We start from the raw sequence: 24,825 nt of genomic DNA, 5'->3' as shown, positions 1-24,825 counted from the left end.
CAAAGTGGTGCACCACCTTATATTGCCGCTATCGGCTCAACAATACGGCTGGTGTTGCAAGGACTAATGAGGAGAGCTCATGAATCAGCGCTCGGGACTCGCGCGTGATTCAGACTGACAAATGCTCATACAGAATCGTCGCGCCGACGATCATCAACACCACGCCACCGACGATTTCCGCACGTTTGCCGACCACCGCACCCAGCACGCGGCCGAGCATCACGCCAATGGTCACCATGGTCATGGTTGCCATACCAATCGCGGCGGCCGCCACCCAGATATTCACGTCGACGAAAGCCAGGCCGACGCCAACGGCAAGTGCGTCGATACTGGTGGCAAACGCGGTGACGGCGAGAATCAGAAATGAGTGCTGGCCGGGTTTTTCCTCTTCCTCATCTTCATGCTTCAGACCGTTGTAGATCATGTGCAGACCGAGGATCACCAGCAAGGTGAATGCGATCCAGTGATCCCATTCGGCGACCCAGCGCGTCGCGGCCTGGCCGATAAGCCAGCCGATGATGGGGGTGATGGCTTCGATGACACCGAAGATCAGACCGGTGCGCAGGGCTTCGCTCAGACGTGGTTTGTGCAGGCTGGAGCCTTTGCCGATGGCGGCGGCGAACGCATCCGTGGACATTGCAAGGGCGAGGAATATGAGGGAAACAGGATTCACGGCAACACTTCCAGTCGGGCTATGAGTCAACGACACAACCACACGCCCGACTTTAGGCATGGATGTGTCGTCGGTCTCACCAACCAAAAGGTGTTCGTACCACGGCAGGTTGCCGAGAATGTTGATACGAACGCTTCCGAGTGACTCGGAAACAGGCTACTCCCCAACGAGGCTGCGGATCTTAGTCGGACAAATATGAAAAAATTGTCAAAAACTTCGAATCAAGAAAATAACTCAGTGAGAGATTATTGCTATGGCCTGATTTTCACTGGCGATGAGGGTTCTTTGTGGTGAGGGGATTTATCCCCGATGGACTGCGCAGCAGTCCCAGCTTTGAAATCAGGGGCCGCTTCGCGACCCATCGGGGATAAATCCCCTCGCCACAGGCAAGACTTAATTGTTTGGCAGGGTCTGATTAATCCGCAGCTCCGCGCACAAGCCACCCTGCGGCAAGTTGTACAGCTGCAGCGTGCTACCGATCTTGCTGACGATCATCTGCACAATCGCCAACCCCAGCCCGGCGCCATTGGCGTGGCCGTGGCTGTAAAAGCGCTCGAACAGCCGCGCGTAATCCTCTTCATTGATCCCGGGGCCGGCATCTTCGACGCTGATGTAGACAGCGCCGGATGTTTGCGGCTGCACCTGGACCCGCACCTCGCTGCCCGGCGGGGCGAAGTTGAGCGCATTGGTCAGCAGGTTTTGCAAGGCGATCGCCAGTGCGACGGGGTCGGTTTCAACCGGGCAGTGGTGGTCGCTGTCGAGGATCAGTTCGACGTTTTTTTCCAGTGCCAACGGGGTCAGTTCCGCCAGCTCCTCGCGTACCAGTGCAGTCAATTCTACCGGGCAATTTTGCGGCTGGGCCAGACGCGGTTCGATCCGCGCCATGGTCAGCAGTTGACTGGCAATACGCGTGGCGCGGTCGACGCCGCTGAGGAGAAACTCCAGCGCCTCTTCGCGTTGTTGCGGTGTACCGGCCAGTTGCGCGTTTTGCGCGTGGATTCGCAGGATGGCCAACGGTGTGCGCAGTTCATGAGCGGCGTCGGCAATGAAACGTCGCTCGCGGGCCAGTAGATTGTCGATCTGCTGCAACAGCCGGTTGAGCGCCGTTTGCATCGGTTCAAGGTCGTGGGGCAGGGGGCTGAGGTTAAGCGGTTTCAGGGTTTCGGTGTCGCGCCCGCGAATGCTCTGCGCCATGGCGCGCAGCGGTTGCAGGCCCCAGCCGATGGTCAGCCAGATCAGCACGGCCAACAGCGGCACACCGATCACGCTGGGCCACACGGTATGGCCGACGATGCGTTCGATCAGGTCCTGACGAATGTCATCACGCTCGCCCACCCAGATCAGCAGGCCTTGCCGGCTATCTTTGAGCAGGAAGGCGCACCAGTCGCGGCCGTTTTCCATCAGGTCGTGAGAACCGAGGGTCGTCGGCGGCGCTGCCAGCTCCGGAGCCTCGGCCGAGCGCATCAGCAACTGGCCGTCGCTGCGCCAGACCTGAAACGTCAAGCGCGTTTCATACGGATGTGCGGCCTCGCCATCGCCGACCCGGCTCATGGCTTCGTCGAACGCCTGATGGAGCCGGTCCCAGTCGTTGTCCCCCGGCGCACGTTGCGCGAGGACACCCTGCAACAGACGCGCACTTTGCGCGAGTTGCGCGTCGTAGACCTCCTCGATTTCATGGTGACTGTCGCGCAGCACCAGCCAACTGATCAGCACATCGCCGATCAGGACCAGAATCAACACCGGCACCAGTATGCGTGCGCGTATGGAAATCATGGCTTGAGCTCCACGACATAACCAACGCCGCGTACCGTGCGGATCAGCTCATTGGAAAGTTTCTTGCGCAGGTTATGGATCAACACTTCGAGGGTGTTGCTTTCGACCCGCTCCTGCCAACCATAAAGCGCCCGCGACAAGCGTTCGCGGGTGACGACTTTGCCGGGACGAACCATCAGTTGATGCAGCAGTTGATACTCCATGGGCGTCACCACCACGTCGTCGCCGTGCCAGGTCACTTGCTGGCTGACCGGATCAAGGCAAACGCCGGCGTGTTCCAGCAACGGTTGCGCACGGCCCTGGCTGCGCCGCAACAAGGCGCGAATGCGTGCCTTCAATTCATCGACATCGAACGGCTTGATCAAGTAGTCATCGGCGCCGGCATCCAGCCCGGCAATGCGCTCGGCGGTGCCGTCGCGGGCGGTGAGGATCAACACCGGCAGATCCTGCTGTTCGCCGCGCAATTGTTGCAGCAGCGCCAGACCGTCGAGCCGTGGCAGGCCGAGATCAAGCAGCAACAGGTCAAAACTCTCGCTGCGCAAGGCATGCAAGGCACTGACGCCGTCCTGCAACCAGTCGAGGGTGTAGCCTTCGTTGCTCAATGCAACACGGATGCCTTGCCCGAGGGCACGATCATCTTCGACCAGAAGTAGACGCATGGACGGTTCTCGCTAAGTAACAGAACGTTTGATCGGCGGCATCATGCCGCTGCGCAGCCAGTCGTGGCAGTCGTGCCGACGGGAAAGATGTAACGACTCATTGCCAACTAAGCTTTCGCTAAGGTTGCTTTTGCACAGTGAGGTCTTCCTCATCGAGCGAGAGTGTTTCCATGCGCAAACTTCTGCTGTTGTCCCTGATTGTCGCCAGCCCGTTGGCCGTCGCCGGCCCGCAATGCACCACTGCTGAACGTTCGCAATGGCAGGACGAGAAGGCGTTTCAGGAGAACCTGAAAAGTCAGGGCTACGAGATCAGCAAATTCAAAGTCACCGATGGCAATTGCTACGAGATCTACGGTTTCGACAAGGACAAGCGCAAGGTCGAGATCTACCACGATCCGGTCAGCGGTAAAGCGGTCAAGACCGAGATTAAGGGCTGATGCCGAGCGCGTCCCTGCGCCTGTGGGATCCCGTGGTGCGGCTGTTTCATCTGTCCATCGCGGGCGTCTTCGTCGCCAATTACTTCTTCAATGAGGCCGGCGACGACTGGCATGTCTGGCTCGGCTATTACGCCGTTGGCTGGCTGCTGGTGCGGCTGGTGTGGGGATTTGTCGGGCCACGCAGTGCGCGCTGGGCTGACTTCTGGCCGTCACCGGCAAGACTGGCTTGCCACGTGCGGTCGCTGCTTGCCGGACGGCCCGCACATCGCCTCGGGCATTCGCCGCTGGGTGCGCTGGTGATGATTTTGATGTTGCTGACGATGTTGACCACCGGCCTCAGCGGTTGGGCCATGGAGGAGGTCGACGCGTTATGGGGCGCCGATTGGCCATTGACGGTGCATGAAACCGCGGCTGACGGCTTGCTGGTGTTGGTCTGCATCCACATCGCCGCTGCTGTGTTTGAAAGTTTTCAGGTTCACGACAACTTGCCGTTGTCGATGCTCACCGGACGCCGTCGCCGCTTGCCGGACGATTCGACGCGCTGACAAGGATGTCTTGCCGATTGTTACTCATCTTGTCTTTGCCGCGAGTCCACTATGCGTGCGTTGTCTTTTCGCTTGAAATTCATCCTCGGCAGTCTTGCTGTGAGCCTGGTTTTCCTTGCTGCATGGCGCAGCCACCCGCCCCATGTGCTGGCGCCGTTTGCGCTGGCGACACCGCCAGTCGACGCTGCTCTGCAAGCGCCGGAGCCGATGTACAGCAGCCGTTTCGTCTCCTCTGAACTGAAAGATTTTGTGCACTCGTCTTCCGTTACGGCGTTGCCCGGCGGGGACTTGATGGCGGTGTGGTTTGCCGGCTCACGAGAAGGCGCCGCCGACGTGCAGATCCGCACCGCTCGCTACGACGCCACCAGCGCGGAGTGGGGCGCCGAACAAGTGCTGGCCACCCGCGAATCGACCCGTGACGGCACCCGCCGCTTTATCCGCAAACTCGGCAACCCGGTAATCGCCTTGGCGCCCGATCAACGCCTGTGGATGTTCTACGTCTCGGTGTCTGTGGGAGGCTGGGCGACCAGCGCGATCAACGTCATGGTCTCCGATGACATGGGGCGTAACTGGACGGCGCCGCGACAGTTGATCACCTCGCCGTTCTTCAACATCAGCACGCTGGTGCGCGCCGCACCGGTCTTCCATGCCGACGGTTCGATCGGCCTGCCGGTGTATCACGAATTCATGGGCAAGTTTGCCGAATACCTGTACCTGAGCGCGGACGGTGCGGTCATCGATAAATTCCGTATCAGCCGCGGCAAGCATTCACTGCAACCGACCATCGTGCCGCTGGATGAACGCCGCGCCGTGGCGATGTTGCGTTATGCCGGTGACACCCATCACCGCGTGTTGGCCAGTCGCACCGAGGACGCCGGGCAAACCTGGAGTGAACCCTATCCGCTGGAACCGGCTAATCCCAATTCGTCACTGGCCGCCGTCGGCACCGCTGACGACGGTTTGCTGGTGGCGCTCAATGACCTGCAGGACGGCCGCTTCAAGCTCAGCCTGTACGGCACCGATGCCAATCTCAACAACTGGCGCAGCGTCATCGAACTCGATCAGTCACCGGACCCGCTTGGCCAGCCGTTTTCGCCCCAGGCGTACAAGGCAATCATCGGTGCAGGCTTCCGCGCCTCCAGCGGTGCGCGCCGGTTGCCACTCGAGCAACGTTTCCTGAGCAATCTGGATTATCGCGTGTGCAAGCCGCAGGGCTGTGATTTCGAATACGAATACCCGTACTTCAGCCGTGGCACCGATGGTCTCTATCACCTGGTGTATTCGTGGAATAACACCTTCATCAAACATGTCAGCTTCAACGATGCCTGGCTGGCGGAGCGCCTGTGATGCAGTTTTTGTGGCAAGCCCATTTGAGTTTCATCCTGCTCGGTTTTGTCCTGCTGGGTTCGTTGCGTGTTACCCGGCGTTGGCGCCCGTGGCTGTTGCCGGCGTTGGCGATAGTCAGTTTCATTCCGCTCAATGAACTGCCGCTGGCCGCCTATGTGCGCAGTTTTACCGATGATCTGGCAATCACCACGCTGGTGTTGCTGGGCTGGGCCAGCCTGTTGCGACTGGGTGTCGTCGAATCGCTGAAACCTTCGGCGCATCTGCAACTGTTGTTGTTGTTCGGGCTGCTGGCGGTGGTGTTGTACCCGGCGACGATGGGCTTGACCTATGTCGATCCTTATCGTTGGGGCTTCAATCCCCGGCCGATGATCGTGTGCATCGGTCTGGCTGCATTGGCGTTGTTGTGGCTGCGCAACGGCTTGGCGGTGTGGATGCTCGCACTCGGCACGCTGGCGTTTGCCCTGAGGCTCAAAGCGTCGGAAAACTACTGGGATTACCTGATCGATCCGCTTCTGGTGGGTTACTGCCTGGTCGCCGGCACGCTGCTCTGCATCAAAGCGGTCTGGCAACGGCTGCGGCGCAATTCCAGCGTCGCTGCATCTTCTATCTGAACGAATGACACAGAGGTAACGATGGGCTGGTTGCAATCGCGACGCTTGCGCTACGGCGTGGGTGCGGCAGGGTTGGCGTTTTTGCTGTTTGCCCTGCTCAGGCTGGTGTTTGTGCTGGGTTTCTCGGGTGTCGCTGTCAGCGAGTTTGTCGATAACCCGCAACTGCTGGAAACCCTCGGAATCGGCTTGCGTTTCGACCTGCGCCTGGCGGTGCTGTTGATATTGCCTTTGGCGGTGCTGGCGTGGCTGCCGCGCTGGAACCTGACCCGCGTGCCGTTATTGCGCGCTGTTGCGCGAGGTTATTGGCTGTTGGTGCTGGGCATTGTCGGCTTGGTGTACATCATCGATTTCGGCCATTACGCCTACCTTGGGGTGCGCATCAACGCGACGGTGCTGCGTTATCTGGAGGACGCGCAGATTTCGCAGCAGATGGTGTGGGAAACCTATCCAGTGCTGTGGATCACGCTTGGCTGGCTGACGGCGCTGGGCCTGGGGTTCTACGGATTGCTGCGTCTTGAACGGCTGACATTGGCGCGCGCACCGCAGGTCATTCGACGCTCTTCGCTGGCGGTCGGAAGCAGCATCGGACTGGTTGCCGTGCTCCTGGCTTTACTGGGTCGAGTGGAAAACCTCAATCTGGAGAACCCGGTGCCGCTGCGCTGGAGCGATGCGTTTTTTTCCGGCAACGCGCAGATTGCCGCGCTGGGCCTCAACCCTGTGCTGTTTTTGTACGACACGCTCAAGGCCGGGCAAGCGCAGTTCGATGAGGGCCAGGTGCGCGAGCATTACCCGGCGGTCTCGCGCTATCTGGGCGTAGATCAGCCAGACGCACAAAGCCTGACGTTTGATCGCCGGCAAGCCGTGCAGCCTTATCGGGTTGCCGGTGCGCCGAACGTGATGTTCGTCATGCTCGAGTCCCTCGGTACCAGTGCTGTCGGCGCCTATGGCAATCCGCTGAACCCGACACCCAATCTCGACCGATTGGCGAGCCAGAGCTGGTTTTTCAAACACTTCTACGTGCCGGTCACCGGCACGGCGAAAACCGTCTGGGCGAGCATCACCGGTGTCCCCGACGTCACCCGCCAAGAGACTGCAACCCGCCATCCGCTGATCACTCGTCAGCACACGCTGATCAACGCGTTTACCGATTATCAAAAGCTCTACATGATCGGCGGCAATGCCGGCTGGGCCAATATCAATGCGCTGATCCAGCAAAGCATCGATGGCGTGCGCCTGTATCAGGAAAGCGACTGGCGCTCGCCGTTGGTGGATGTCTGGGGGATTTCCGATCTGGACCTGTTCAAGGAAAGCGACCGGATCCTGCGCGATCTGCCGAAAGACCAGGCGTTTTTCGCTTACCTGCAAACGTCGGGCAATCACCGGCCGTTCACCATTCCCAAGGACAACGACGGATTCCAGGTCAGCAACCTCTCGCTGGAACAGGTGCAGGCCGCCGGCTCACGCAGTGTCGAGCAATACAACGCCGTGCGCCTGCTGGATTTCAACATCGGCAAGTTGATGGACATGGCCAAGGCCGGTGGTTACTACGACAACACGATTTTCGTGTTCTTTGGCGACCACAACACACGTATCAGCCAGATCCCGCACATGCCGCCAGCCTTTGAGCAACTGGGACTGGAAAGCAATCATGTGCCGATGCTGATTCACGCCCCGGGACTGCTCAAACCCCGGGTGATTGATGACGCCGTGGGCCTGGCGGATCTGCTGCCGACCGTCGCCGGAATGGCCGGCATCCCGTTCACCAATGGCGCGATGGGCCGCGATATTCAGCAACTGACGCCCGAGGGCGAGCGCGTGGTGCCGTTGGTGCTGCGCGAGGGTACGTTCCCGCTGATCGGAGGCGTGACCCGCCATCATCTGCTGCAAATGCAGCACGACGGCAGTGCGCCGACCCTGCATGACTTGCGCTCGGCAACGCCGCTGGAGAACGTCGCCGAACAACACCCGCAGGAGTTTCAGCGGCTGGTGGAGCTGACCCGAGGCTTGCACGAAAGTGCGCGATTGATGTTGTACCGCAACGTGCGTTGAGGCCGGAAACTGGCGGGAGGAAGGTGTCGAGTCTAGAGTTCTTCCACTCGTATCCGCAGAGGACTCGTCATGAACAAGGACAAGCAGGAAGAGGGCACGGAGTCAGCCTCGGCGCTGATCGATCAGCGCATCAAGGCGCTGGCTGACTGGCGCGGCGACACGCTCGCGAAGATCCGTTTGATCATGCGCAAGGCTGATCCGGAAGTGCTCGAAGAGTGGAAATGGCGCGTGCCGACGTGGTCGCATGGCGGGATTATCTGCACGGGCGAGACGTACAAGTCAGTGGTGAAAATGACCTTTGCCAAGGGCGCATCACTGGCGGATCCGACGGGATTGTTCAATTCAAGCCTTGAGGGCAATACACGGCGGGCGATTGATGTGCATGAGGGTGAGGTGATTGATGAAAAGGCCCTGGTGGCATTGATTCGTGAGGCGGTGAAGCTGAATACGTCGAAGCCCTCACCTTAACCCTCTCCCTGTATGTACCGGAGAGGGCTGGGGTGAGGGGGCGAATCCAACAATCACCACAACACTCAATTCCCATCCGCAACCTTGCGTTCAATCTCATCGACTTTGCGCTGTAACTCCTCGGCATCCTGCTCTTTGACGCGGGTGGAGGAAGGCGTGATGACCTCGTCCACAGCCTTGGTGTCGTCGTCCTGAAGATCGCGCTTGACCACGTTCACGGGGTTGCCCGACGTATCGGTAGGCGGGGCATTCGGGGTTTTGTCGTCGTTGCTGTTCATATCGTTGATCTCCATGGGTGTAAACATTGGAGGTGCCGCTGCGACGAGCGTTCGATTTTTCTACGGATAACTGAATCAACGGCACCGACGAATACCCCTCTGTAGGAGCTGCCGAAGGCTGCGATCTTTTGATCTCGATCTTCAAAATCGAAAGATCGCAGCCTTCGGCAGCTCCTACAGATGTCATTTGTGGCGAGGGAGCTTGTCGAATTGTTGCTCCGTCCCGCTGGGTTGCGAAGCAGCCCCAAAACTCATTCAAGATTGTCCATTCGCCTGCGTAATCAAAAAATAGCACTCAGTAAAACAGCGAGAAATTGTCCAGACGTGTAGTGGCGAAACCTTTAATGGTGACGTCGACGTATTTTATTTTTCTATTGACTGTTTCTGTTACGTCAACCCATGCCTGATGAGGCGCATCGTACGATTGAGTGGACTGGGCTTTGATTAATTTGAAGTCCTCGTCATAGTACTCGGTCAGTGCGGTTGATTTAATGCGAGTGGCAATACCGAATCTGACACTTTTTGATGGCCTTTTTAGTGTGAATCTTAGAGTTTCGTCAACATTCAGGTGGAAGTAATTGCCGGTCAGGAAAGGGGCATATTCAATGGCAGCGTTGCCGTCTAAAGCTACCGGGCCTTTTATTACCGTCACAGTCATACTTGGAAAGTCCATGATGGTGCCTTCGTCTTTCCATTCCACTTTGCCTGTTTCGAAGCTCTCCGTAATTACCTGGGGGGCGTTCAAGAAATGCAATATCAGTATGGGAAATATAATGGATGTCGACGCTGGGCTTGGCAGTAACTCAAGAGTTACTTGAATGGATGTGGCGTGTTGCAGAATGGACAGTTTGTCTCTGTGTAGCGTTTCTTTTATTCCGAAGGTTTTTTCTTGTTCTGTGATTTTATGATTGGTTAGTACAAGAATCACGTAATCGTCGTTATTGTTGTCTTTTCCTTTGAATTCCAGTTGCACTACGTTGTCAGTGCTGATTCCGAGCCAAGGCAATACCGTCAGTTCAGCATTGCCTTCGAAGGTGTTTAAATCCAACACTTTGTCATCAGGCGCCTGAAGGATTTTCGGCGTCGGCAATCGTGAGTCGCCATCGGCAATCTTCAGCACCCTCAGTGGCGTCGGGGTTGACTTCCCGGCCTGCCCGCCATTGCGATTGAGGTTCCAGCGCAACTCGAATGACTTGCCTTGGCGGGCCGCGAGATACGCCGGGGTCAACACGGTGTTGACCCGTTTGTTGCTGTTGAATGCCACCAACGGAAACTGCGGCGAACCTGCCGGCGGATTGACCTCGGCCAATCGCGCGCGATCGCCGTCGAGGGCGGCGAGGTATTCGATGCGCATCGTGATCCCGTTCGGATAGGCCAGCACATCGACAGGATCGACGGCCGGCGCCACGAGAAACGGCGGTAACAGATCAATCGGCGTGGCTCCGGTTACCGTTGCATTGGCCGTGATCGAATTGCCCACCAGATCACCGTTGGGCCTGCGCAGTTCGTAGGTCGCGGTCACGCGGCTGCCGGCGAAGACCTTGGCGTTGGGCACTTCGAGAATGCAGGGCTTTTTCGACCCGAACTGATCCGCTTCGACTTTGCCGCTGACGTTCACCACCACATCGGTGGGTTGCCCGGTGTCTTGGGCGGTGTAGGTCGCCAGCACGTTATCACCCGCAACAAAATGGGGATTCGCCGTCAACACCACCAGCAGCAAAGGCTTGCCGGCCAGTTTTTTCAGATCGATTTCCTCGGGGTCATCCCCCGGGAAATCCTCCAGGCGTTCCAGCAAAATCGGCTTCGGCAAACGCTTGCCATCCAGATCTTCATCCACGACTTGCACCGGCGACCACGGCGCATCGGTGTCCGGGCCGTTGCCGATCTGGTCGGTGACGGTGTAGGAAAAATACAGTTTCTGCTCTGTCCGTTTCGCCTTGTCCAGAAACGCGCGGGTGATGGTGAAGCAGATGGTGATGGGCTCTTCGGAGCCATGACTCGGCGGTTGCGGCGCCTGATTCGGATTCACCGTGGGCTTTGGCTCAAGCAGTTCGCCATTGCATTTGAGGGTGATGAGGTCATAAGCCCGGCAGTACGGGTAGGACACACAGACGTCGGCGCTGACGAAATCCGCACCGACGCCGTTCTTGATCACGTCGGGCAGCAGCAGTTTGAGTTCGGAATGGCCACCGGAGGCGTCGTACTTGTCCTTGAGGCCTGGACGGATCTTGTTGTAGAGGATGGTGAGCGGATTCGATTTGCCGATGTTTTGGCTGCCGCGCGTGATGGTGTAGTAAAGCTCGTTGACCCGATTAGGAAGCAGCCGGCCCTTGGGAATGCGCAACCTGGTGCGCACGTTCGGATCGTCAATGGTTTTACTGTCCAGTGCGGCCAACTCATCCTTGAGCCGAAGCTCCATGACATCCCCGGACTCCATATCGCCCTTCGGCGGCGGATCGACAAAAACAACAGCGCCTTCACCGTCGGTGACCAGGTCGTATGCCACCAAAGGCACGCCGATGTCCGCGCCGACCACGGGCTCTGTCTGGCTGTTGACTATGGGCGGATAGAGGACAAGGACAGTGTTGTCGCCAGAGGACGAGGCGGTCATGGAAGAGGCTCCTGCGTAGTGAGAACGGGAAGGAGCCATCAGAGCGCTAAATGAGGATTTGCGCACCTGTCAGATCTGACAGGTGGCGACGGATGGTGCGGCGGTGGCGAAAGTGCCACACCCACCGGTTGATCGCATTCCGCATTTGTAGGAGCTGCCGCAGGCTGCGATCTTTTGATCTTCAAAAAAACAAGATCAACAGATCGCAGCCTGCGGCAGCTCCTACAGGGGGCATCGGGTTTAGTCCTTGAGGATGTCGCGGTCCTTGGTTTCCGGCAGGAAGAAGGTGCCGAGTATCGCCGTCATCACCGCAATCACGATCGGGTACCACAGCCCGTAATAGATATCTCCGGTGGCCGCGACCATGGCAAAAGCCACCGTCGGCAGGAAACCGCCGAACCAGCCGTTGCCGATGTGATAGGGCAGTGACATCGAGGTGTAGCGGATGCGGGTCGGGAACAGCTCGACCAGCCACGCCGCAATAGGCCCGTAAACCATGGTCACGTAGATCACCAGGATGGTCAGCAGGAGCAGCACCATCGGATAGTTGGTTTTCGCCGGGTCAGCCTTTTCCGGATAACCGGCGTCTTTCAACGCAGTACCCAAAGTGGCGGTGAAGGCGTCGTTGCGGGTTTTGAAGTCGGCGGCGGGCAGGGCGCTGCCCTCGAAGCTCTCGACGACTTTGTCGCCGATGCGCACTTGCGCGACGGTGCCCGGTTCGGCGATCACGTTCTCATAAGGGATCGCCCGCTTCGCCAGCAGGGTTTTCGCCAGGTCGCAGGAACTGGTGAATTTGGCCTTGCCCACCGGGTCGAACTGGAATGAGCACTGATCGGGATTGGCGATCACCTTGACCGGGTTTTTCTCCTGGGCGATGAACACGTCGGGGTTACCGTACTGGGTCAGCGCATGGAAGATCGGAAAGTAGGTCAGCGCCGCCAGCATGCACCCGACCATGATGATCGGCTTGCGTCCGATGCGGTCGGAGAGGCTGCCGAAGATCACGAAGAACGGCGTACCGATCAGCAGCGAACCGGCGATCAGCAGGTTGGCGGTCTGCGGGTCGATCTTCAGTGTCTGCAACAGGAAGAACAGCGCGTAGAACTGCCCGGTGTACCAGACCACTGCTTGCCCGGCCGTACCGCCGAGCAGCGACATGATCACCACTTTGAGGTTGTCCCAGCGCGCGAAGGATTCAGTCAGTGGTGCTTTCGACGCCTTGCCTTCGGCCTTCATTTTCTGGAACACCGGCGACTCGCTCAGTTGCAGGCGGATGTACACCGAGACGATCAGCAGCAGGATCGACAGCAGAAACGGAATCCGCCAGCCCCAGGCTTCGAACGCTTCGGTGCCCAGCGCAGTGCGGCAAGCGAGAATCACCAGCAACGACAGAAACAGGCCGAGGGTCGCGGTGGTTTGAATCCACGAAGTGAAAAAGCCGCGTTTGTTGCGGGGGGCATGCTCGGCGACATAGGTCGCCGCGCCGCCATACTCACCGCCCAGCGCCAGACCTTGCAGCAAGCGCAGGGTGATCAGAATGACCGGCGCGGCAACGCCGATGGTCGCGTAGCCGGGCAGCAAACCGACGATCGCCGTCGAGACACCCATGATGACGATGGTGATCAGGAACGTGTGCTTGCGCCCGATCATATCGCCGAGTCGGCCGAATACAATTGCACCGAACGGCCGAACCGCGAACCCTGCAGCGAACGCCAGCAGGGCAAAAATGAACGCGGTGGTTTCGTTGACACCGGCGAAGAAGTGCTTGGCGATAATCGCCGCCAGTGAGCCGTAGAGGTAAAAGTCGTACCACTCGAACACCGTGCCCAACGATGAAGCGAAGATGACCTTGCGCTCCTCTTTGGTGATGCCGCCGCTGCGCGGTGGGCTGCCGGTGGATGCTGTGTCGATTGTAGCCATGGGTGTTCTCCGTCGTGCTTATTGTTGTAGGCCGGAGTCCCCCGTTACTGCTTATCGCACTCTGGCCCTGTGGCAAATGCCGCCATTGCTCTCGCGTGAAACCTGCACAGTCTGACGACCGCGCATTGCTGTGCGGTTTCCTGAAGCATAATCAGCTTCTGGCAGATATCCACTCGCCAGCGGCGACGATTAAAGATCAGCTGCCGGCGGCCGATAGCAGCCGATCAGCCACCCTTCAAAAAACCATTTTCAGGGAAGATGTCCATGAACGCTTCGTTGCAGAGCGCTGCCGCGCAAATCCGTCAGGCCGTGCGGGTCGCCACCGAAGGTCTGGTGGGACGTGAGCAGTTGGCCGAACTGATCGTGCTGGCCGCTGTGGCGCAGGAGCACATTCTGGTCATCGGCCCACCCGGTACGGCGAAAAGCGCGGTGGTGCGGCGCGTGGCGCAATCGATGGGCGGGCGCTATTTCGAATACCTGCTGGGACGCTTCACCGAACCGTCGGAGCTGTTTGGCGCGGTCGACCTGAAAAAGCTGCGCGAAGGCACGGTGGAAACCGACGTCAGCGGCATGCTGCCGGAAGCTGATATCGTCTTTCTCGACGAGGTTTTCCTCGGTTCGACGGCCATCCTCAATACCTTGCTCGGCGTCCTCAACGAACGCCGCTTCCGCCGTGGCCATACGCAGATCCAGTGCCCGTTGCGGGTGTGTGTCGGCGCCTCCAATGGCCTGCCGGACGATGAGGCACTGGCGGCATTCGGTGACCGTTTCCTGCTGCATCTGTTTGTCGAGTCGGTGCCGGACAGTCAGCTCGAAGCGATGCTCGCCGGTGGCTGGCAGTCCGAGCAGCGCCCGGTTCAGCAGTTGCTGGGCCTGAGTCAACTGGACACCCTCGGTCAGGCCTTGAAGAACGTCGACCTGACGTCCGTTCGCCCGGCACTGGCTCAGGCCATTCGGCGTCTACGCGAGGCCGGCATTCAGTTGTCGGATCGCCGCATCGTCAAATCCCAGCGCCTGATCGCCGCAGCGGCATTGCTCGGCGGACGCCTGGAGGCCAGCGACGCGGACCTGTGGCCATTGCTGTATGTGCTGCCGACCAAGGAAACCCAGCAGCATGGCCGTGAAGTGCTGCGCGAGATCTTCGCCCAGTCCAGCAATAGCCATCTGTTCAGCGCCGTGGAAGAGGCGACCTTGCAGCCGATGTCGCGCCTCAGTCGCTTGCTGGAAACCGGTGAGGATTATCTGGCGCGCAGCGAACCACCGGCGAGTACGTTGCTCGAAGGTCTGCTGCGCGAGATCGATGCCAACTTCAATGATCAGACCATTCCGTCGTCGTTGCAGGACATGCGCGGTCAGGTGGCGCGTTTGCTGACGTCTGCGGCATGACGATCAAACCGATGAGTTGGGCCTGGCAGTCACGGCGGACACCGGTCGAACCCCAGGCCGCCGTGGCGTGGGGCGACGTAGCGCGGCGCTTGCTCGCGCGGTTGCTGCTGATTCCCGAGGAACAGGCCGGGCGCTTGCAGGCCACGGCCAATCGCGACGTGTTGGTGGTGACCGGTGTCGCGGCGGATCTGCCGTGGGTCGACGGCGTGGCGTATGCGGCGATGGACGATCGCGCACCGGGGCTGTGGCTGCCGACCAGTTGGGAGCCCGACCGGCCGACAGACCTGCTGGGACAGGCGTTGTCCAACCGATTCGCACGGGCGCCGCTGCTGCTCTGGCGCGAGCCCGCCGCCGTGGTGCCGCTGGATCGTTTGTTGCCGGTGACGACGCAGCATTTGCAGCGCATTGATGCTTATTGGGCGGGCCGCTGATGCAATTACCGGAATCGCTGCAACCCTGGCGCGACTGGCTGCAATGGTTTGCTCCGGAACAACTGCCGCTGTTTGCTGACCTGTTCGGGCGTCTGGATCCGCTGCTCGGTCCGCTGCGCGGCCAACAGCAGGGCGGGGTGCCCGAGCCCGACGGCTTGGCCGATCTGCAACGTCGCGGCCCTTATGAGCGGTTGTTGTCGAGTGAATGGCTGTTGGCGGACGAGGTGCCTGACGAGTTTCTGCGCCGGGCGGTGGTGGGCGAGCATCTGTTTCTCGCGCCGCAATATCGCTCGCATCAGGCCAGCCGCTTGATGGTCGTGCTGTTCGATGCCGGGCCGTTGCAACTGGGCGCTGCGCGTCTGCTGCACATGGCCTTGCTGATCCTCCTTGCACGTCGCGCCAGAGACGCCGGCGCCGAGCTGCGCTGGGGCATTTTGCAGCAGGCGCCGCAACTGCATGCGCCCGACAGTGCTGCACAACTCAAACGCTTGCTCAGTGCCCGCACCTTCAAAACCGTCGACGCCGGACACTGGCAGGCCTGGCGTGACGGCTTGAAGGCGCAACCGGAGCCCGTCGGCGAATGCTGGCTGGTGGGCCAGCGCTTGCCCGTGACCGAAGGCCTGTCCTGCACCCATCGCGTGCAGGTATCGCGCAGCCTCGACGGGCGCAGTCTGTCGGTCGATCTGCAAGCGGCGGGTTCCCGGCGTGTGACCTTGCCGATGCCCGATGAGCGCCTGGCCTTGCAGTTGCTCAAAGGCCATTTCGAAGGCGAAGTGGTGGTTGCCGCGCCGACCGCGAAGGGCTGCGTTCCGCGAGTATCGCTGACCTTGCCGCCAGTGATTTCCAGTACGGGTAGCCATGTCGCCATGAAGATGCTCGATGAACCGGGCATGGTGGTGATCAAACTGCCGGCGCAAAACCAGAAAAAACCGATCGAGGTACGCCGCAATCTGTGGGCTGTCGGGCAAACACCACTGGCGCCGACGTTCTTTGGCAGAGCTCTGGGTGCCGTCCTCAGCGACCAGTGGAAGTTGTCGTTCTGGAACATGCCGGGTCTTAAACCGGTGGACAAACCTTGCCCCGAAGAACTGAAACTGCCGCCGGGCACCGCCACTTTTCTGTCGGTAGTCGGATTGCGCAATCACTCGAGCGGCCGCTTGTTTTTGCTCGACGCCCAGGGGCATCTGGCGTTCTGGATGGTGGCGACCGGGCGCTCACCCGCCAAGCCGATATCCCGCCATACCCATCACCTGGCGAATAATGTCATGGGTCTGGCCAAGACTTACGGCAGTACGGCGACTTATGTACGCCGCGAAGGCAATCGCTTGCACGCACATACGGTTGACGCTGACGGGGAGGTCTCGGATGCAACCGATATGGGACTGGCCGATCACGTCAGTCAGGTGCTGTTTGTCGGCGGGCGGCGCAGGTATCTCGATGGCTGTGCGTTGTTGACCTTGAAAAACGACGAGTGCGAGAGCTGGCGCGTGGTGTCGGCCGACGGCACTCCTGTCGAAAAGGAATGGATTAACCTCGCACCCGGCTGGGAAGCGATAGGTTTGCTGAAACAGGACAATGAGCCCTATTCCCTGCTGTTGCTCGGTCGGCAGGCAGTAGCCATACATTACGAAGGCGAGCAACGCGTGTTGTTCACCACTACCGATACCATTGCCAAATCAAGCTTTTGCCCCATGAGTGGCGTGCTCGCCGTGCTGACCAGCACTCGCGAATTGCTGGTGTATTCGGTGCCGCAGCGCCTGATGCGCCTGCAAGTATTCTGCAACGATCAGCCGTACAAGAAGGAAGGCAGCGATGACTGGACATGACGCCGCGTTGATCCGCCGACCGCTCTTGACCGGGCACCAGCATATCGAAGGCCTGTGGTTTGCCGCCGATCGTTTCGACGAAAGCGAACGCACCCGACAGCTTCTCGAACACTGGCAAACCGAGGCCCGGGCCTACCGTTTCGCCGACGGCGATTTGTTGCGCTTTCGCCAGCCCGTCGCCGTGCAATGCGAGACGGTGACCGGTTGGCCGCTGATTCGCCAGGGCAACGCACTGTGTTCGGCGCTGCTCGATCCGCAGGAGATGCGCAACCTGCCCACCGCCGACCTCTGGCTGGTGCGCGGCAGCCACGTCAGTGCCCGGCATTTACGCGATGCCGTGGCATTGGCACCGGGTGACTGGCTTGACATCAATGGCCTGACCTTGCTCGACACCTATGACTGTCGCAACGTGCTGCCGGAGCCAGTGCTTGAGTCCGTTGCCGTGGTCACCGACGTCCGGGAAATTCTCGGCGACGCGTTGCGTCCGGTCAGCCCAGAGCAGGCACAGGTCATGAAAGCGTTGCTGGAACGTCAGCAAAATGCGTCGAAGGTGCCGCCCCCTCAGGCAAATACGACGCAGAACAGCACCTGGACGCAGACGCCAGGCACTGCCTTGCCGTGGCTGAAACTCAGCGTAACGCTGGTGATTCTGGTGGCGCTGTTCTGGATGGGGTCGCAAGGCGAGAAAACCGGCATGCAGCGCATGACCATGCCCGACACTCCATCAATGTCGGTGCAAATCGGCGGCGTGGTGGTGAGCATATTGATCGGCGGGATCGCTCTGACACTGTTGCTGGCAGGGTTGCGCCATGTGTTGCGCCGGCCGGTGCCGGTGCAGCCTTCGGCTCCCCGTGCCGCCGAGCCCGGCATCGAGGCCCGCGCCACACCGGCCAAAACCAAGCCGTCGCGCTGGCGGCGCTGGGTGACGCGCCTGACTGAAAACTCGCGTCTGTCGGCACTGTATGGCAAGCGTCAGGCCGCCTACATGCGGCGCATGCTCGAAATGTTCGAGGACGGCAACTTCGAAGAGGCGCTGCGTCACGCGATTCCATTGGGCAGCGAGCAGAGCAGCGGCGAGCAGTCGTTCGGTACGCCGCAGCGACGTCAGGATCTGATGATCGACCACAGCCGTGGGCCTACGCGTTCGATCCGATTCGAACACGACATGGAAGCGCATCTGCGGCAGATCTACCGGCAGACCTTTGAGCGCCTCGATCGCGAGGGCCGCATCGAGGAAGCGGTCTTCGTGCTCGCCGAATTGCTGAAGGTGCGTCAGGAGTCGCTCGACTATCTGGAAAAGCACGGACGCCTGCAACAAGCCGCCGACCTCGCGCTGGCCTGGGATATGCCGTCCGCGATGATCGTGCGGCTGTTGTGTCTGGCCGATAACTGGCAGCGCGCCTTGCTGGTCGCTCGACGTGACGATGCGTTTGCGGCCGCCGTGACATTGCTGCAAGGCAAGTGGCCGGAGAGCGCCGACCGTTTGCGTCTGGAATGGGCCGAATCACTGACCCGCAAAGGCCTCTGGCTGCAAGCCGTCGAAGTGATCTGGCCACTGAGTGCAGAGCGCGAACGCGCCGCCCGGTGGCTGCTGGATGCCGAAGCGGCGGGCGGCACGCTGGCGTTGGGTGCATTGGTCAAACGGGCGGCGTTGTTGCCCGATACCTTGCAGGCGTATGCCGAGTGGGTCGAGCAACTGCGCGATGATCCGGCGCGTCACGCCGAGCGCGGGGCATTGGCGGAGATTTTGTTGCAGCACAAGACGCACGTGAATGCACTGGCATGGCTGGCCGCCGCCATGGTGCACGCGGTGCTGGCGGACCAGATCGACGGCCATGGGCGCTTGTCGCATCTGCAATTGCAGGCACTGGTCAGCATGAGCAAGGACAAGCTGTTGCAGGCCGATCTGCCGGGAGCGTTGCCGACACTCGCCTCCAAGGTGCCTCTGTCGAAGGTGGCTGAGCCACTGGAGTGGGCAGCTCCGTTCATGGGCAACCGCAAGATTCTCGACGCGGTGCCGCTGGAGGAGGGGCGTTACTTGCTCGCGTTGGGCGAGGCGGGGGCGGTGGTCATCGATGCGCACGGCCAGACGCTGTGCCATTTCCCGGTGCCGGCACACAACATCGTCTTGGCCCATGACCGCCAGGTCGTGCTGGTGCTGGCCCGGCGCGATGATGTCTGGCGCATCAGCAAGCTCGATCTGGTCACGCGCAACGCGACGGATCTCGGTGTGCAGATGTTCGATGTGTTCGCCCGGTCATTCGACGGTCTGACCTGGACCATTGGCCGGGGTCGGCAGGTGCGGGTGGTGGATGTCGATCATGGGTTCGAAACGCTGTGGCACGTTAGGGATTTGCCGGGTCAGGTCTGCGGCATGAAAGATGATGCGCAAAACGAACTGTTGTGGCTGACTCATCCGGACCAAGGCTTGTACCTGTGGCATTACCGCTTGCCCGAACGTCGATTGATCACTCGGGATTTGATGCCGGCCGTGCCAGTGGGCAGTTTCCAGGTGCTCGACACCGACGGTCGAATACTCGGCGCACAACTCAAACTGGCCGACAATGAAGACCCTGTGCTGGTGGTGGAATGGATCGGCGGGCGCAAGGGCTATCGGTTACCGGGGCTGGATGGCGAAGAATTCGATTCGCTTGATGTGTATTTGCATGGCCAATGGATGCTGATCCGTTACCTGATCAACGATCAAGAAATGCGCTGGCATTTTATTCATCGCGACAGCGACCAACTCTGCGCCACGTTGCAATGGCCTGTACACGGTGCGCAGGTACGCTGTGTCGGCGCCGATTACTTGCTCTTCGATCACCATGGGCGTTTCAGTCATATCAACGTCGACGCGGCTACCCAACACAATCTCTCGCTGAACTGACCGAACCGGGCCGCCTACGCTTTGACCCAGCGCTGGCGGCTCCAGGCACTCAACCAGTCCACCGCAAATACCAGCACCAGCATCGCCAGAATCACCGTGCTCGCCTGTGCTTCCTGAAACAGGCTCAGGCTCACATACAACATCTGCCCCAAACCGCCCGCACCGACGAAACCCAATACGCTGGCCATGCGGATATTGTTTTCCCAGCGGTACAAAACGTAGGCGAGCAGTTGCGGGGCAAGGTTGGGCAGGGTGCCATAGCAGAACGCGAGAATCGGATGGCCGCCCTGCAAGCGGATCGCCTCGGCTGGTTGCGGCGGGGTGTTTTCCAGTGCTTCGGCAAACAACCGGCCAAGCACGCCAGTCGTGTGCAGGGCGAGGGCGAGGGTGCCGGCGTTGGGGCCGAGGCCGGCGGCGAGCACCATCAGCGCCGCCCAGACCAGTTCCGGAATCGCCCGCAGACCGTTCAGCAGCAGGCGCGATGCACTTTGCAGCGGCCAGCCGAAACGCCCGGCAGCGGGCAGGGCGAGGACGATGCCGAACAGCGCCGCGAGCAAAGTACCCAGGGCTGACATGGCCAGCGTTTCCAGCGAACCGTGGAAAATCGCTTTCAGGTAATCGGCGCTCAAGTCCGGGCTGAGGAAGCGCTGCACATACGCGCCCATCTGCTTGAGGCTGGTGGCACTGCCCAGCTCGCCGAGATCGAGGCTCAGATAAGCGAACGAAGCGACAACCGCCAAAGCGATGCCGACGATCAGCAGAAGATTGATCAGACGATTCATGCCAGCCTCCAGCGCAGCAGGCGACTGAGTTGATCGGCCGCCAACACCAGCAGCAGGAAGGTCAGCAGAATGCTCGCGACTTCTCCACCGGCAAACATGCGGATCGACAGGTCGATTTGCTGACCCAAACCACCGGCCCCGACAAAACCCATCACCACCGAAGCACGGATCGCGCATTCCCAGCGATAGACCGTGTACGACAGCAACTCCGCCCCGACATTGGGCAGAATTCCATAGGCAAAACTGGCCAGTCGACCACTGCCCGATTGCAACAATGCATGCGCCGGGCGCTGGTCGGTGGATTCAAAAATTTCCGCGTAGACCTTGCCGAGCATGCCGCTGTAGGTGATGGCAATCGCCAGTACACCCGCCGCCGGACCTAGGCCGACTGCGCGCACAAACAGCAGCGCCCAGACAATCTCCGGCACGCTGCGCAGGAAGATCAATAAACCGCGCACCGGCCAGCGCAACAAGCGGCCGAGGCGACTCGGCACGCCGCCGCGTGAAGCAGCGGACAGCGACAGGGCGCGACTGGCGAGCAGACCGGCGGGGACCGCCAATAGCAGCGCCAGCGCCATGCCGGCGGTGGCGATTGCCAGGGTCTGCAAGGTCGCTTTGAGCAGTAACTGCACGAAGGCTTCATCGTGTGCAGGCGGCCAGAATTGCGCGACGAAGCGGCCCATTTCATTCTGGCTATCGGGCAGCAATACGCGCAGATCCAGTTCGCTGAGCTGGATGCCCGGCCACAGTAAAACGATGGCCAGCAGCGTCAGCAGCAATCGTGGCCAGGCGGCGGGATCGCGTGAATCGACTCTCAGCATCGTGGGATCTGCACAGTCAAAGGCGCGAGCGCAGCCGCCGGCGATTGCAATTTTTCGTTGGCGTACAACGCATCGAGCATTTCATGGCTGACTTGATCGGCAGGGCTGTCGAACAGGATCTGCCCGTCACGCAAACCGATGATGCGCGGGAAGTGCGACAGCGCCAGATCCACCGCGTGCAGGCTCGCCACCAGCGTGACGTTGTGCTCGCGCGCATGGCGCGACAGGATCGACAGTGTGTGCGCGGCCATGACCGGGTCCATAGCCGACACCGGTTCGTCGGCCAACAGAATTTCCGGTGCCTGATACAACACGCGAGCGATGCCCACACGCTGCAACTGGCCGCCGGACAATTGCTGGCAATGGGCGAACAGTTTGTCGCCCAGATCCAGCCGCGCCAGCGCCGCACGAGCGCCGGGTACGTCCAGCGGATGCAGCAGATTCAGCAGACTTTTGCCCAGACTCCATTGCCCGAGTTTGCCGGCGAGCACTGCCGTCACCACGCGCTGACGCAAAGGCAACGGCGGCGCCTGGTGCACCAGGCCGATCCGCGCGCGCAGGCGTTGCCGTTGACGGGCGGACAAGTGCCAGGCGCGCTCGCCCAGCACGTCGACCTCACCGCTGCTCGGTCGCAGGGCGGTGGCCAGCAGATTGAGCAATGTCGATTTACCGGCCCCGGACGGGCCGATGATCGCGACCTGTTCGCCACCGCCAATCTGCAAGTCGATGCTGCGAAGCGCATCGACTCCATTGGCGTGGCGCAGGCTGCATTGGTTAAGCCGAAGGGTCATTTCAGCAGATCGGCAGCGCGGGCGGCTTCCTCGATGCCCTTGTAGTTTTCAGGCTTGGTGTCGATGAAGCGGGTAGCCGCTTGCAGATCGAGGATCTTCTTCTGTTCAGGGTTGGTCGGGTCGAGATCGAGGAAGGCTTTTTTGATCTTCGCCGCCAGCGCCGGATCGAGCGTACCGCGTACGGTCCAGTTGTAATCGAAGTAGGTCGGGGTGGTGGCGAAGACTTTGACCTTGTTGGTGTCGACCTTGCCGGCATCCACCAGTTTCTGCCAGACACTGGCGTTCAATACGCCGGCATCGACCTTGCCCGCCTGCACCCAGGCAACGGTGGCGTCATGGGCGCCGGAGTAGGCGACGCGGCTGAAATACGCTTCAGGCTTGATGCCGTCATTTTTCAGCATGAAGTAGCGCGGCATCAGGCTACCGGAGGTCGAGGAAACGGAGCCGAAGGCGAAGGTCTTGCCTTTCAGGTCGGCGAGGCTTTTGACATTCGGGTCGGCAGTGATGAACTTGCTGGTGAACTGCGCATCCTGTTCACGCTGCACCAGCGGAATCACTGGGGTCGTGGCGTCAGTCTTCAAACGCGCCTGAACGAAAGTGAAGCCACCCAGCCAGGCCATGTCGAGGCGATCAGTCGCCAACGCTTCAACCACCGCCGGGTAATCGGCCACTGGCACAAACTGCACCTTCATGCCCAATTGCTGTTCCAGATACGCACCCAGTGGCTCGAACTTGCGCAGCAACTCGGTCGGGGCCTCATCGGGAATCGCGCTGACCTTCAACACCTCTGCGGCTTGCGCCCACAGTGCGGAAAAGGACAGGGCCAGGCCGGCCGTCAATGCCAGGGTTTGCTTGAGCATGGAGATCTCCGTTTCATGAGCGTCAATGTCGGTGCGCTTGCGCAGAATAATCAGCGCAGGTGCGCAGTCAGGTTAGACGAAATGGCGAGGTTATACGCAGCCGGTCGCTCAAAGACCAGCACGGTGTGCGACGAAGTTTTACGCCAGGGTTCCCCCTACAGGGGAGGGATCAGTGGGTTTCGGGGCATCTGGCGATGACTTTGATCTCGAAATCGAAGCCATACAACCAGGTCACGCCGACTGCAGTGACGGTCGGATGCGGCGCATCGCCCCAGAACTCCGAAAGCACCAGATTCCATATCGTCTCGAACTTCGACTGCGGATCGACGATGAATATTGTCACGTCGACCACATCGTCGAAGCTGCTTCCGGCAGAGTTAAGGATCGCATTGAGATTCTGGAAGGCACGCCGTACCTGAGTTTCCAGATCCGCTTCCGGCGTACCGTCCTCGGTGCTGCCAACTTGGCCCGAGACAAACAGAAAGCCATTCGAGCGTACGGCTGGGGAGTAGCGGTTGCGCTCGTAAAGTGCTTGGCGGCCAGCTGGAAAAACGACATCGCGCTGAGTCATGGGGGTCTCCATCAGTGAGTTGATGGCCTGACTTTAGGGGCTTGCGTTGAGCGGATAAACGCGCAACCTTGGTGTTCACTGTTTGTTAAATCCAAACAATCGGAGATTGATAAGTGGATCGTTTCGATGCAATGCAGGCTTTTGCGCGGGTGGTCGAGGCGGGCAGTTTCACCAAAGCCGCCGACACCCTGCACATGAGCAAGACCACCGTGACCCACCTCGTCCAGCAACTGGAAGCGCGATTACGGGTCAAGTTGCTCAACCGCACCACGCGCAAGGTCAACGTCACCGCCGACGGTGCGGCGTATTACGAGCGCGTGATCAAACTGCTGGCTGACATGGATGATGCCGAAACCAGCCTGCCCGGCGTAGCGGCGATCCCCAGCGGACGGTTGCGCGTCGATGTGCCGAGTCCGTTTGCGCGGTTGATTCTGATGCCGGCATTGCCTGAATTTCATGCGCGCTATCCAGAGATTCAGATCGACATGGGCGTCAGCGATCGCATCGTCGACATCATCGATGAGAACGTTGATTGCGTGGTGCGTGGCGGCGAGTTGCTGGACCAGTCACTGATGGCCCGCAAAGTCGCGGATCTGCCGCTGGGCGTGTTCGCCGCGCCCGACTATCTGGCGCGTGCCGGCACTCCGGCACACCCAAAAGAGTTGGAAGATTCACATCATCGGGTCGTTGGGTTCTTGTGGGCGCGCACTGGCAAACCCGTGCCTTATGCCTTGCATGACGCCAGTGAAAACCTGCAGATCAAAGGGCGCCACGTACTGGCGGTGGATGACGGCAATGCCTATCTCGCGGCAGGCCTGGCGGGAATGGGTGTGCTTTGGCTACCCACGTATATGTCCGACGCCCATGTAGCGCGCGGTGAGTTAGTGCCGCTGTTCGAAGATTGGCAGTTGGCGCCGATGCCACTTTATGTGGCGTATCCGCCAAACCGGCATGTGAGCTTGAAGTTGCGAGTGTTTATCGATTGGGTGGTGAAGCTAATGGCGTAAAAAGTGACTGGTGTACTTTTTGCTTGCTCGCTCCGAAGCCGTCAAATAACTAACACTGCTGGCGTCCGCAGACGCTGAGGCGTTGACCAGAA

Annotated in this window: 22 protein-coding genes and 1 riboswitch; of the genes, 11 read left to right on the top strand and 11 right to left on the bottom strand. The window is 60.2% G+C overall.

The genetic code is table 11. The features are described 5' to 3' along the window. Window positions 1-109: 109 nt before the first annotated feature. The 3 genes from mntP to JFT86_RS22445 form a co-directional block, all read right to left on the bottom strand. Window positions 110-673 (bottom strand): manganese efflux pump MntP, encoded by a 564-nt coding sequence (mntP, locus tag JFT86_RS22455; protein WP_201238373.1) that lies wholly within the window; start codon window positions 671-673, stop codon window positions 110-112. Window positions 674-677: 4 nt separating this feature from the next. Further along, a riboswitch (yybP-ykoY riboswitch) is annotated at window positions 678-850 on the bottom strand. A gap of 216 nt (window positions 851-1,066) precedes the next feature. Next, entirely contained in the window at window positions 1,067-2,446 is a 1,380-nt protein-coding gene (locus JFT86_RS22450) for an ATP-binding protein (protein WP_201238372.1), read from the bottom strand. Beyond that, the gene (locus JFT86_RS22445) at window positions 2,443-3,105 is read right to left on the bottom strand and encodes a response regulator (RefSeq protein WP_201238371.1); all 663 of its coding nucleotides are present in this window, start codon (window positions 3,103-3,105) and stop codon (window positions 2,443-2,445) included. The genes JFT86_RS22450 and JFT86_RS22445 overlap by 4 nt, the downstream gene beginning before the upstream one ends. A 170-nt stretch (window positions 3,106-3,275) precedes the next feature. On the opposite strand from JFT86_RS22445, the gene JFT86_RS22440 reads away from it, so the two are divergent. The 6 genes from JFT86_RS22440 (at window position 3,276) to JFT86_RS22415 (ending at window position 8,562) form a co-directional block, all read left to right on the top strand. Further along, on the top strand, window positions 3,276-3,542 hold the full coding sequence (locus JFT86_RS22440; RefSeq protein WP_201238370.1) for a PepSY domain-containing protein: 267 nt from the start codon (window positions 3,276-3,278) through the stop codon (window positions 3,540-3,542). Then, window positions 3,542-4,087, top strand: a complete 546-nt coding sequence (locus JFT86_RS22435; protein WP_201238369.1) for a cytochrome b/b6 domain-containing protein — start codon at window positions 3,542-3,544, stop codon at window positions 4,085-4,087. The genes JFT86_RS22440 and JFT86_RS22435 overlap by 1 nt, the downstream gene beginning before the upstream one ends. A 51-nt stretch (window positions 4,088-4,138) precedes the next feature. Further along, complete coding sequence (locus JFT86_RS22430; RefSeq protein WP_201238368.1) at window positions 4,139-5,434, top strand: sialidase family protein; 1,296 nt, start codon at window positions 4,139-4,141, stop codon at window positions 5,432-5,434. Beyond that, window positions 5,434-6,045, top strand: a complete 612-nt coding sequence (locus JFT86_RS22425; protein ID WP_201238367.1) for a hypothetical protein — start codon at window positions 5,434-5,436, stop codon at window positions 6,043-6,045. The genes JFT86_RS22430 and JFT86_RS22425 overlap by 1 nt, the downstream gene beginning before the upstream one ends. 21 nt (window positions 6,046-6,066) lie before the next feature. Continuing rightward, window positions 6,067-8,094: an alkaline phosphatase family protein gene (locus tag JFT86_RS22420; protein ID WP_201238366.1), complete on the top strand. Its 2,028-nt coding sequence runs from the start codon at window positions 6,067-6,069 to the stop codon at window positions 8,092-8,094. 69 nt (window positions 8,095-8,163) lie between these two features. Then, window positions 8,164-8,562 carry a DUF1801 domain-containing protein gene (locus tag JFT86_RS22415; protein ID WP_201238365.1) on the top strand — a complete coding sequence of 133 codons (399 nt, stop codon included), beginning with the start codon at window positions 8,164-8,166 and terminating at the stop codon, window positions 8,560-8,562. Window positions 8,563-8,627: 65 nt separating this feature from the next. Here JFT86_RS22415 and JFT86_RS22410 read toward each other — a convergent pair whose 3' ends face one another. From JFT86_RS22410 to JFT86_RS22400, 3 genes are all read right to left on the bottom strand, one after another. Next, window positions 8,628-8,840, bottom strand: coding sequence for a hypothetical protein (locus tag JFT86_RS22410; RefSeq protein WP_201238364.1), 213 nt, complete (start codon window positions 8,838-8,840; stop codon window positions 8,628-8,630). 295 nt (window positions 8,841-9,135) lie between these two features. Next, complete coding sequence (locus tag JFT86_RS22405) at window positions 9,136-11,451, bottom strand: hypothetical protein (protein ID WP_201238363.1); 2,316 nt, start codon at window positions 11,449-11,451, stop codon at window positions 9,136-9,138. 240 nt (window positions 11,452-11,691) lie between these two features. Then, the gene (locus JFT86_RS22400) at window positions 11,692-13,371 is read right to left on the bottom strand and encodes an MFS transporter (protein WP_201238362.1); all 1,680 of its coding nucleotides are present in this window, start codon (window positions 13,369-13,371) and stop codon (window positions 11,692-11,694) included. A 264-nt stretch (window positions 13,372-13,635) separates the two neighbouring features. Between JFT86_RS22400 and JFT86_RS22395 the strand changes: the two genes are divergently transcribed. The 4 genes from JFT86_RS22395 to JFT86_RS22380 are packed head-to-tail and all read left to right on the top strand — an operon-like array spanning window position 13,636 to window position 19,901. Further along, the gene (locus JFT86_RS22395; RefSeq protein WP_201238361.1) at window positions 13,636-14,757 is read left to right on the top strand and encodes an AAA family ATPase; all 1,122 of its coding nucleotides are present in this window, start codon (window positions 13,636-13,638) and stop codon (window positions 14,755-14,757) included. After that, window positions 14,754-15,188: a hypothetical protein gene (locus JFT86_RS22390; RefSeq protein WP_242489509.1), complete on the top strand. Its 435-nt coding sequence runs from the start codon at window positions 14,754-14,756 to the stop codon at window positions 15,186-15,188. Before JFT86_RS22395 ends, JFT86_RS22390 begins: the two co-directional genes overlap by 4 nt. Then, window positions 15,188-17,014 (top strand): hypothetical protein, encoded by a 1,827-nt coding sequence (locus JFT86_RS22385; protein ID WP_201238360.1) that lies wholly within the window; start codon window positions 15,188-15,190, stop codon window positions 17,012-17,014. Before JFT86_RS22390 ends, JFT86_RS22385 begins: the two co-directional genes overlap by 1 nt. Beyond that, entirely contained in the window at window positions 17,001-19,901 is a 2,901-nt protein-coding gene (locus tag JFT86_RS22380) for a bpX6 domain-containing protein (RefSeq protein WP_201238359.1), read from the top strand. Before JFT86_RS22385 ends, JFT86_RS22380 begins: the two co-directional genes overlap by 14 nt. A gap of 14 nt (window positions 19,902-19,915) precedes the next feature. On the opposite strand, the gene phnE is transcribed toward JFT86_RS22380, so the two are convergent. From phnE to JFT86_RS22355, 5 genes are all read right to left on the bottom strand, one after another. Then, a complete protein-coding gene (gene phnE, locus JFT86_RS22375; protein WP_201238358.1) occupies window positions 19,916-20,683 on the bottom strand; it encodes a phosphonate ABC transporter, permease protein PhnE in 768 nt (255 codons plus the stop codon). Then, window positions 20,680-21,504 carry an ABC transporter permease gene (locus tag JFT86_RS22370; protein ID WP_201238357.1) on the bottom strand — a complete coding sequence of 275 codons (825 nt, stop codon included), beginning with the start codon at window positions 21,502-21,504 and terminating at the stop codon, window positions 20,680-20,682. Before JFT86_RS22370 ends, phnE begins: the two co-directional genes overlap by 4 nt. After that, the gene (locus tag JFT86_RS22365; RefSeq protein WP_201238356.1) at window positions 21,498-22,295 is read right to left on the bottom strand and encodes an ATP-binding cassette domain-containing protein; all 798 of its coding nucleotides are present in this window, start codon (window positions 22,293-22,295) and stop codon (window positions 21,498-21,500) included. The genes JFT86_RS22370 and JFT86_RS22365 overlap by 7 nt, the downstream gene beginning before the upstream one ends. Next, a complete protein-coding gene (locus tag JFT86_RS22360) occupies window positions 22,292-23,155 on the bottom strand; it encodes a putative selenate ABC transporter substrate-binding protein (protein WP_201238355.1) in 864 nt (287 codons plus the stop codon). The genes JFT86_RS22365 and JFT86_RS22360 overlap by 4 nt, the downstream gene beginning before the upstream one ends. Before the next feature lie 169 nt (window positions 23,156-23,324). Further along, on the bottom strand, window positions 23,325-23,726 hold the full coding sequence (locus tag JFT86_RS22355; protein WP_201238354.1) for a RidA family protein: 402 nt from the start codon (window positions 23,724-23,726) through the stop codon (window positions 23,325-23,327). A gap of 113 nt (window positions 23,727-23,839) precedes the next feature. Between JFT86_RS22355 and JFT86_RS22350 the strand changes: the two genes are divergently transcribed. Next, window positions 23,840-24,733 (top strand): LysR family transcriptional regulator, encoded by an 894-nt coding sequence (locus tag JFT86_RS22350; protein ID WP_201238353.1) that lies wholly within the window; start codon window positions 23,840-23,842, stop codon window positions 24,731-24,733. Window positions 24,734-24,825 lie beyond the last annotated feature (92 nt).

It is taken from the genome of Pseudomonas sp. TH06 (assembly GCF_016651305.1).
GTDB lineage: Bacteria > Pseudomonadota > Gammaproteobacteria > Pseudomonadales > Pseudomonadaceae > Aquipseudomonas.
Note: the sequence above shows the minus strand (reverse complement) of the source record. Positions and strands in the feature narration are given on the sequence as shown.

Bases quoted from the DNA above. Each gene is read 5' to 3' on its own strand.
- JFT86_RS22400 (WP_201238362.1), bottom strand. From the start codon at position 13,371: ATGGCTACAATCGACACAGCATCCACCGGCAGCCCACCGCGCAGCGGC.
- JFT86_RS22450 (WP_201238372.1), bottom strand. From the start codon at position 2,446: ATGATTTCCATACGCGCACGCATACTGGTGCCGGTGTTGATTCTGGTC.
- JFT86_RS22380 (WP_201238359.1), top strand. From the start codon at position 17,001: ATGACTGGACATGACGCCGCGTTGATCCGCCGACCGCTCTTGACCGGG.
- JFT86_RS22415 (WP_201238365.1), top strand. From the start codon at position 8,164: ATGAACAAGGACAAGCAGGAAGAGGGCACGGAGTCAGCCTCGGCGCTG.
- JFT86_RS22395 (WP_201238361.1), top strand. From the start codon at position 13,636: ATGAACGCTTCGTTGCAGAGCGCTGCCGCGCAAATCCGTCAGGCCGTG.
- JFT86_RS22420 (WP_201238366.1), top strand. From the start codon at position 6,067: ATGGGCTGGTTGCAATCGCGACGCTTGCGCTACGGCGTGGGTGCGGCA.
- JFT86_RS22385 (WP_201238360.1), top strand. From the start codon at position 15,188: ATGCAATTACCGGAATCGCTGCAACCCTGGCGCGACTGGCTGCAATGG.
- JFT86_RS22440 (WP_201238370.1), top strand. From the start codon at position 3,276: ATGCGCAAACTTCTGCTGTTGTCCCTGATTGTCGCCAGCCCGTTGGCC.
- JFT86_RS22430 (WP_201238368.1), top strand. From the start codon at position 4,139: ATGCGTGCGTTGTCTTTTCGCTTGAAATTCATCCTCGGCAGTCTTGCT.
- JFT86_RS22390 (WP_242489509.1), top strand. From the start codon at position 14,754: ATGACGATCAAACCGATGAGTTGGGCCTGGCAGTCACGGCGGACACCG.
- JFT86_RS22355 (WP_201238354.1), bottom strand. From the start codon at position 23,726: ATGACTCAGCGCGATGTCGTTTTTCCAGCTGGCCGCCAAGCACTTTAC.
- JFT86_RS22370 (WP_201238357.1), bottom strand. From the start codon at position 21,504: ATGCTGAGAGTCGATTCACGCGATCCCGCCGCCTGGCCACGATTGCTG.
- JFT86_RS22410 (WP_201238364.1), bottom strand. From the start codon at position 8,840: ATGAACAGCAACGACGACAAAACCCCGAATGCCCCGCCTACCGATACG.
- JFT86_RS22365 (WP_201238356.1), bottom strand. From the start codon at position 22,295: ATGACCCTTCGGCTTAACCAATGCAGCCTGCGCCACGCCAATGGAGTC.
- JFT86_RS22425 (WP_201238367.1), top strand. From the start codon at position 5,434: ATGCAGTTTTTGTGGCAAGCCCATTTGAGTTTCATCCTGCTCGGTTTT.
- JFT86_RS22360 (WP_201238355.1), bottom strand. From the start codon at position 23,155: ATGCTCAAGCAAACCCTGGCATTGACGGCCGGCCTGGCCCTGTCCTTT.
- JFT86_RS22405 (WP_201238363.1), bottom strand. From the start codon at position 11,451: ATGACCGCCTCGTCCTCTGGCGACAACACTGTCCTTGTCCTCTATCCG.
- JFT86_RS22445 (WP_201238371.1), bottom strand. From the start codon at position 3,105: ATGCGTCTACTTCTGGTCGAAGATGATCGTGCCCTCGGGCAAGGCATC.
- JFT86_RS22435 (WP_201238369.1), top strand. From the start codon at position 3,542: ATGCCGAGCGCGTCCCTGCGCCTGTGGGATCCCGTGGTGCGGCTGTTT.
- phnE (WP_201238358.1), bottom strand. From the start codon at position 20,683: ATGAATCGTCTGATCAATCTTCTGCTGATCGTCGGCATCGCTTTGGCG.